The sequence below is a fragment of the Arthrobacter sp. P1_A5 genome (assembly GCF_056406825.1).
On record NZ_JBFTZL010000175.1, the window covers coordinates 1 to 7,747 of the forward strand.

Sequence of the window (7,747 nt, forward strand, 5' to 3'; positions counted from 1 at the left end):
ACACGAAGGTCACCAGGATCACGGAGATCACCATGGACAGGTTGCGGCGCAGGCCGCTGCCGATCTCGCCCAGGACGAATGCAAGCCTCACGCCTGGCCCTCCCCTGCGGTGCGGAACTCGGCGCGGGCTTCGGCGCGCGAGCCGGCCCGGGGCGGGATAACTTGCGGCTGTTCGTCCCGTCCGCTGGCGTCGCGCAGGCGGCGCGACTGGCCCACGACGGGAATCATGGAGGTGTAGAGGGCCTTGGCCTCGTCGCGGATCACGACCCCGTTCTTCAGTTCCACCACCCGTTTGCGCATTTCGTTGACGATGTCGTCGTCGTGAGTGGCCATCACCACGGTGGTGCCGTTCTGGTTGATCTTGTCCAGCACGCCCATGATGCCCATCGAGGTGGTGGGGTCCAGGTTTCCGGTCGGCTCGTCGGCCAGCAGGATGCCGGGGCGGTTCACGACGGCGCGGGCGATCGCCACGCGCTGCTGCTCGCCGCCTGAGAGTTCGTGCGGGAGACGGTTTTCTTTGCCTTCCAGGCCGACGGTCTTCAGGACCTCGGGGACGGTGTCGCGGATGACGCTGCGGCTCTTGCCGATGACCTGCATGGCGAAGGCGACGTTGGCGAAGACGGTTTTCTGCGGCAGCAGGCGGAAGTCCTGGAAGACGACGCCGATTCCGCGGCGCAGGCGCGGCACGCGCCAGCTGGAGATGTTTGCGACGTTCTGGCCGGCCACGTAGACGGCGCCGGAGGAGGCACGGTCCTCTTTGAGGACCAGGCGCAGGAAGGTCGATTTGCCGGAGCCGGAGGCGCCGACGAGGAAGGCGAATTCGCCACGGTCGATCTCAAGGTTGATCGAATCCAGCGCCGGCCGCGCCTTCTGGTCATAGACCTTGGTGACATTTTCGAAACGGATCATGGCCCTTAGTACCCTGCAGGACATGGCCGCGAGGGCCCGGTTCTGCTGCCGGCGCAAGGGCTTTCGTTTGGGGGAAGTAGAGCTCCGGCCCCTCGACTATACGCACGGGTAACGGCGGAACCGCCGGAACGGCGGGGCGTGTCGCGCGATTGTCAGGGACCTCCCAGTGGAGGCGCCCGGTCGGGCGCCGGGCCTACTTCTCGGCGTTGCGGTTGTCCGTCCGCCAGCGGATGCCGGCGTCGATGAAGTCGTCGATTTCGCCGTCGAACACGGCCGAGGTGTTGCCGACCTCATGCTCGGTGCGGAGGTCCTTGACCATCTGGTACGGGTTCAGGACGTAGGAGCGCATCTGGTCGCCCCACGAGGCTTTGACGTCGCCGGCGAACGCCTTCTTCTCGGCGTCCTCCTGTTCCTTCTTCAGCAGCAGGAGGCGGGACTGCAGCACGCGCAGGGCGGCGGCGCGGTTCTGCAGCTGCGATTTCTCGTTCTGCATCGACACCACGGTGCCGGTGGGGATGTGGGTGAGGCGCACCGCGGAGTCCGTGGTGTTGACCGACTGCCCGCCGGGGCCGGAGGAGCGGAAGACGTCCACGCGGATCTCGTTGTCCGGGATGTCGATGGAGTCCGTCTGCTCGATCAGCGGGATCACTTCCACGGCCGCGAACGAGGTCTGGCGGCGGCCCTGGTTGTCGAACGGGCTGATCCGGACCAGGCGGTGGGTGCCGGCCTCGACGCTGAGCGTGCCGAAGGCGTAGGGCGCTTTGACCTCGAAGGTGGCGGACTTCAGCCCGGCTTCTTCGGCATAGGAGGTATCCATGATGGTGGTCGGGTAGCCGTGGCGTTCGGCCCAGCGCAGGTACATGCGCAGCAGCATTTCTGCGAAGTCCGCCGCGTCCACGCCACCGGCGCCGGCGCGGATGGTCACCACGGCTTCGCGCTCGTCGAACTCGCCGGAGAGCAGGGTGACGACTTCAAGGTCGGCCAGCGCCTTGCGGACCGATTCGAGTTCCGCGGCGGCCTCACCCATGGAGTCGGCGTCGTCCTCGTCCTGGCCGAGTTCCACGAGGACCTCGAGGTCGTCGATCCTGGCCACGAGCTTGTTGAGCCGCTCGAGTTCGGTCTGCTTGTGCGAGAGCTTCGAGGTGATGACCTGCGCCGCGGCGGGGTCGTCCCACAGATTGGGTTCACCGGCCCGCTCGCTGAGCTCGGCGATGTCTTCCTTGAGCGCCTCGACGTTCGAGACGTTCTCGATGGACGTGTAGGTGGCCCGCAGCGCGCGGATTTCAGCGGGAAAATCAATGTTTGCCATGGTTTTTTAAGCCTACGCTATGTGTCCTAGCCCCCTGACCCTGCCGGTTGCCCTGTATCCGGGTGACCTGTCACTTGGGTTGCCTGACGGCCTGGTTGGCAGCATCTACAGATAGGGCAACCGGAGTGGCGGGCCAGCAGCTCACCGGCTGAGGCGGGAGCGCGCCGTGGACGTCGCCTCGATCCGGATGCCGTCCGGCACCAGGAAGTTCACCACCGGCGGGTGGACGGCTGCACTCAGGACGACGACGGCGGTGGCGCCGTCCGGGCTGCCGGTCACCGGCGCCACGCTTAGGGCGCTGAAGCGCTCGAACGCGCCGTTGCGGCCCAGATAGTCGACGGCGGCGCTGCGAACCCTCGCCCCGCTGAGGACGGCGGACGGTGTGCCGCCGGAGTTGCCCAGCTGGCCGAGGGTGAAGCTGTCCGCGGCGGCCACCGAGGCGCCGTCAGCGAGGGAGAGCAGTTTCTTGTGTTCGAGGTAGACGCTGGAGGCCGCCATTACGACGGTGGCGACCAGCAGGGCAATCAGCATGAAGCCGATGCTCAGCACCAGCACCTGTCCCTCCTGCCGGCGGGGCCCGGGCCGGCCCCTCACCGGAACCTGCCCACCAGTTGGGTTGCCGACGCGCTGAGCTGGCTCGCGTTCAGATGCAGTGCGCCGCTGAACGGCACAAACGGCAGGGGAACGGTGAGGCGGACGGTGACTGTCACCGCCGAGCCGGGAGCCAGGCAATCGGCAGGCTCGCAGCGGGTGTCGACGGTGGCGTTTCCCGCCGGCTGGCCGTAATCGGCGAGCGCCAGCAGCACGGCTTGCTCTGCCGCTGCCCGGCCGCTTGCCGCGTCCGGCTGGGCCACGTAGACCTTGGCGGCCTGGTCGGCGGCGCCCACGACTGCGAACGACCCGCCCTGGATCTGGCCCACGGTGATGATGAAGTACACCAGCGGCACCATCAGCAGCGCGGACAAGAAGACGAACTCGACCACGGCACTCCCCTGTTCCGGTGAGGCGGCGTGCTCCGGCCATTCAACGCTGGATTGCCGCATGGCCCTTCACCTCCAAGAGCGCCCGGGGACCGATGAAGCCGATGACCGGCAGGGGTGCCCGGACGGTCACCTCGAGTGTGCGGATGCCCTGGAACGTCGATTCGCTTGTCCCCACATCCCGCGCGAAATCCGCGTTGAGCGCCGCCGTGATCAGCTGGACAGTCCGTTCCTTAGCGTCCCCGTCGTTGCGGTCGGCCAACGTGCCGTATCTGGCGCCCGAGGCGGCGGCGTCGATCAGCGTATTCCGGACGTGAAGTACCAGGGTGAGCTGCACGATCGCGAGGAAGAGCAAGGTGAGCAACGCACCGATCAGCACGAAGTCCACCACTGCAGCGCCCCGCTCTACGCCTTTGCGGTTTTCCCCGCTATCGATCTGGCGCCCGGTCCCCCCGCCCTGGGCTGCCATTGCCTACTGTCCGACCTTGTCCATGGCCTGGTTGAAGAGTCCCTCAAGCGCAGGACCGGCGAGGGCGAGAAGGGCGGCCACGAGGACTGCCGACATGAGGGTGATCATGACCCAGCCGGGGACGTCCCCGCGCTGGGGATGGGCGGTACCCACGTCAGAGTGGTCCCCCGCCCGCGCTTGCGACGGAGCAGACCACCAGGTCAACATGCTGAGCGCGCAGGCCGCCACTGCAGCCCGGGTTCCGAAGTTCTTCATCGTGTCCTCTTTCCTGGTTCTCTGGTTCTCTGTTTGCTGGTTTTCTGTTGTTCCGGAGTCCTGTTTTTGGATCTGATGGTTCGTGACGTGTCGCCGGCAGATCGTGCACCCCCTGGCTGGCCGGCCGGCTGCAGGGCGTCCTTCGTATCCTGTTCCCTCCTCGTACGACTTTTCTTGAGTCCTGCCCGTGCCGGCCGGTGGGCAGCCGCCGGCTGTCCGTCGTCGTCGTTCGCCAGGTACCTAGAGTCCGAGACTGATGGCGGCCAGACCGGGGAAGACGGCGAAGATGACCGTGAGCGGAAGGACGCCAAAGACCAGCGGCACCATCATGCCGATTTCCTTCTTGCCGGCGGACTCCATGAGCTCCCTCTTGGCTGTGTCCCGGACATCCTGTGCCTGCGCCCGGAGGACGTCGGCGAGTGGTGTTCCACGTTCGACGGCCACGATCATCCCGTCCACGAAACGGAGCAACGGTCCTTGATCGGTCCTGGACGAGAACTCGTGGAGGGCCTCCACGAGGGGCTTGCCGGACCTGGTCTCGGCGAGGACACGGCCGAATTCCTGCGAGAGCTCACCCCGCGCGCTGCGGCAGACCCTGTCCAGGGCACCGGTGGCACTTTCGCCGGCGCTGACGGCCAGGGCCATGAGTTCGGCGATGCTCGGAAACTCCGCCATCATCCGCGCCTCCCGTTTCTTGATGTGCGCGCCCAACAGGTAGTCCCGGAGCAGGAACCCGCCGACAGCGCTGCCCACGACGGCCACGACGGCGACGAACGGGCTGAAGCGGCCGATCGAGCCGGCGAGCGCCACAACGCCGACGGCGAGGACGAAGCCGCCGGCCGCCCAGAGGAGTTGCTCAGCCCGGAAGTCCAAGGCTGTTTTGGCGCTGCCGGCGCGGGCGAGCCTGCGGTTTAAGGCCGTCGCGCCAAGGTTGATCCGGCCCAGGGACCTGGCACCGTCTCGGAACGCCGGGCGGAGGATCCGTTCGAGCGGCCCAAACGGTGTGACATTCCGCGGGACGGTGCGCAAAAGCCGGGATTCGAGGTTGTGGGTTCTCAGCTGCGGTTCGATACGTTCGACGAACGTCGTTGGGCGCATAAAGGGGAGCCGGACGAGGAACAGCCACAGGCCCGCCCCGAGCACGGCCCCGCACACCGTGGCGYCGGCCATCAGGCCGGTCATCGGAGGACCCGCTGTTCTTCCGGCAGCGCCCCGATACGCAGCATGATGGCGTAGGACAGCAGGGAGACGGCAAGGCCGCCCAAAAGGACGGCAGCGCCGAGCGGGGTGTTATACGCCATCACAGCCTCAGGACGGCTGGCCAGCAACACCAGGACAATCCAGGGCGCAGCGACGGCGAGGCGTGCGGCGTTGACGGTCCAGGATTGCCTTGCCTCCAGCTCACTCCGGGTCCTGGCGCTTTCCCGCAGGAACTCCGCGAGGGTGCCCAGCAGCCTCCCGAGGTCCGAACCGCCCACCTCCCGGGTGAGCCGGAGGGCCTCGACGATCCGGTCCGCCACGGGATCGGCCAGACGGTCCTTGAGCCGGGTGAGTGAGGGATCGAACTGGCCTCCCGACCGGTAGTCGGAGCCAAAGTCCACAAACACGTGGCGAAGCTCCACGGGGCCCTTGTCGCCCAGCTGGATAAGAGCCTCCGGCAGCGACAGGCCGGCCCTGATGGCTGAGCGCAAATGATCAACGACGTCGGGCCAAAGCTGGCGGAGGACAGCCGTGCGCTTTCTGGCACGCCACCGGACCATCGCCATCGGCAGCCAGCCGCCAAAGAGGCCAAAGCATCCCGAGATCGGCCAAGACCCGGTAACTGCGAAGAACGCGAGCGTTGTGAAGGCCCCGAGTCCAAGGCACGAGGCGAGCAGCCCTGCCGCGCTGACCTTTTCGATGCCCGCCGACCGCAGGAGGTCCTCAAGCCGGCTGGTCCGGGGCCTGCGCCGCACGCTCTCAGGCGTCTCACACGCGGACCACCAGATCAGCAGGAGGCCGGCGCCGCCCAGCATCCCGACCAGCGGCGCCATCACCGCTGCTCCAGCAGCGCCGCGACGTCGTATCCGGAGCGGCCAAACTTTTCCGCGGCCGGCATGGAGTTGGCCTTGGGCAGAAGCTGCCCGCCCGACATCGTGAACACCATGGATGACTCGATGATCCCGTTTTCCACCCGGCGGCCCAGGGACAGGATCTCGGTGACCTGTCGGCGCCCGCTGGCGTGCCTGCTGCAATGGACCACCAGATCGATGCAGGACGCGACGGTGGGCACTACGAACGCACTGGAGATGTTGTCGCCGGCGAGCAGCGGCAGCGTGCAGATTTTCGTCACGGCATCATGGGCGGAGTTCGCATGCACGGTGCACATTCCGGGAAGGCCGGAATTCAAAGCGATGAGCATGTCCAGGCTCTCGGCCTCCCGGACTTCCCCGACCACCATCCGGTCCGGCCGCATGCGCAGGGCCTCCTTGACCAGGCGGCGCAGCGGAATCTCCCCCTGCCCCTCCAGGTTCGGCTGACGGCACTGAAGACCGACGACGTCGCGGAGCGGCAACTGCAGCTCAAAGATTTCCTCCACCGTGATGACCCGTTCGCGGGTGCCGATGCTGGCGGCGAGGCAGTTGAGCATGGTGGTTTTGCCCGCCTGGGTGGCGCCCGAGACCAGGATGTTGAGGCCGCTGGCGACGGCCGCGCCGAGGAACCTGGCCGCCTGCGGGGTGAGCGTTCCCAGCTCCACCAGGTGCTCGAGCCGGCTGGCTTTGACGACGAACTTGCGGATGTTGATGGCCCAGTGACGCCGGGTGACGTCTGGGATCACGACGTGCAGCCTGGAGCCGTCCGGGAGCGCCGCGTCCACGAACGGCGAGGACATGTCCAGGCGCCGGCCTGAGCTCTTCAACATCCGTTCCACAAGGTCCCGGACTTGCTGGTCCGTCAGCGAAACGGAGGTCAGTTCCGATTCGCCGTTGCGCGCCACATAGATTTCATTCGGCGCATTGAGCCAGATTTCCTCGATGCCCGGATCGTCGAGGAGAGGCTGGAGCGCACCAAAGCCCGCCACAGCGTCGAAGACGAATCTCCGGGCCGACTCCAACGGGCCCAGCGGGGGCAGCGGCGCCAGGAGGGCCCGTTCGTCGTAGTCGCTGACAGCCGCCTCGACCAGGCGCCGGACTTCGCCGGACTCCCGCAGGGGGTCAAGGCCCCGCCGGCGGATCAGCTCACGGACCTCGTCCTCAACAATGCGTACAGCCTCCACCTGGACCCCCATATGACTGCCGCCCCGGTGCCGGCGCGATGGGGTTAAAACTAGGGGCGGGCAACCGGTCCGGCAAGGGGTGCCGTGGGTGCATGTGGATAACCGCCTGGTTTCAACATGACAACTTTCACTTTGGTAACTCTTGAATCACTGGTCTCAGATGTCGGCCGATGTTAGGGTGAGCGCGTTAAGTCAGACATTCTCTCAGCCCGGCCAGCTCTCTTCGTAGCCCCTCGGGCGCGAGACCGTGTGGCGCGGCTCCCACAGCGTGCCATTGCCCCGGAGCGGAACATGAAGCGCACCCTTTATCCCCCCACCAGCCACCGATGCCGCCGGGCAGGGGCCATTCTCCTCGCCGCCACCCTGCTGGCCATCACCGGCGTTCCGTCGCCGGCAACCGCCGTCGAGCAGCCGGCCACGCCCCCGGCGTCTGCCACCCCTTCTGCCAGCCCGTCGCCGACGGCCACGAGCACCGTGCCGGCGGCATCCGCAACGGCCCGCCCGGCCGCCACGGCACCTGCACCGGCCGCCCCGGCGCCGGCACCGACCGCAACGCAGGCAGCGACCGC

At 67.2% G+C, this 7,747-nt stretch carries 10 protein-coding genes; all 10 read right to left on the bottom strand.

The window, feature by feature from the left end:
• Positions 1–87: 87 nt before the first annotated feature.
• Positions 88–909, bottom strand: coding sequence for a cell division ATP-binding protein FtsE (gene ftsE, locus AC1D1S_RS17445; RefSeq protein WP_043435207.1), 822 nt, complete (start codon positions 907–909; stop codon positions 88–90).
• A 193-nt stretch (positions 910–1,102) separates the two neighbouring features.
• A complete protein-coding gene (prfB, locus tag AC1D1S_RS17450; RefSeq protein WP_028276033.1) occupies positions 1,103–2,218 on the bottom strand; it encodes a peptide chain release factor 2 in 1,116 nt (371 codons plus the stop codon).
• Positions 2,219–2,359: 141 nt separating this feature from the next.
• Positions 2,360–2,773, bottom strand: coding sequence for a pilus assembly protein TadG-related protein (locus tag AC1D1S_RS17455; protein ID WP_476995043.1), 414 nt, complete (start codon positions 2,771–2,773; stop codon positions 2,360–2,362).
• Positions 2,774–2,808: 35 nt separating this feature from the next.
• Positions 2,809–3,261 carry a hypothetical protein gene (locus AC1D1S_RS17460; protein WP_243181218.1) on the bottom strand — a complete coding sequence of 151 codons (453 nt, stop codon included), beginning with the start codon at positions 3,259–3,261 and terminating at the stop codon, positions 2,809–2,811.
• Positions 3,242–3,667: a TadE family protein gene (locus tag AC1D1S_RS17465; protein WP_084475966.1), complete on the bottom strand. Its 426-nt coding sequence runs from the start codon at positions 3,665–3,667 to the stop codon at positions 3,242–3,244. Before AC1D1S_RS17465 ends, AC1D1S_RS17460 begins: the two co-directional genes overlap by 20 nt.
• A gap of 3 nt (positions 3,668–3,670) precedes the next feature.
• Positions 3,671–3,922, bottom strand: coding sequence for a hypothetical protein (locus AC1D1S_RS17470; RefSeq protein ID WP_243181217.1), 252 nt, complete (start codon positions 3,920–3,922; stop codon positions 3,671–3,673).
• A gap of 240 nt (positions 3,923–4,162) precedes the next feature.
• Entirely contained in the window at positions 4,163–5,104 is a 942-nt protein-coding gene (locus AC1D1S_RS17475; protein WP_476995044.1) for a type II secretion system F family protein, read from the bottom strand.
• Entirely contained in the window at positions 5,101–5,955 is an 855-nt protein-coding gene (locus AC1D1S_RS17480) for a type II secretion system F family protein (protein WP_476995045.1), read from the bottom strand. The genes AC1D1S_RS17475 and AC1D1S_RS17480 overlap by 4 nt, the downstream gene beginning before the upstream one ends.
• Positions 5,955–7,178: a CpaF family protein gene (locus AC1D1S_RS17485; RefSeq protein WP_476995046.1), complete on the bottom strand. Its 1,224-nt coding sequence runs from the start codon at positions 7,176–7,178 to the stop codon at positions 5,955–5,957. Before AC1D1S_RS17485 ends, AC1D1S_RS17480 begins: the two co-directional genes overlap by 1 nt.
• A gap of 305 nt (positions 7,179–7,483) precedes the next feature.
• A partial coding sequence (locus AC1D1S_RS17490; RefSeq protein WP_476995047.1) for a hypothetical protein occupies positions 7,484–7,747 on the bottom strand: 264 nt, incomplete at its 5' end.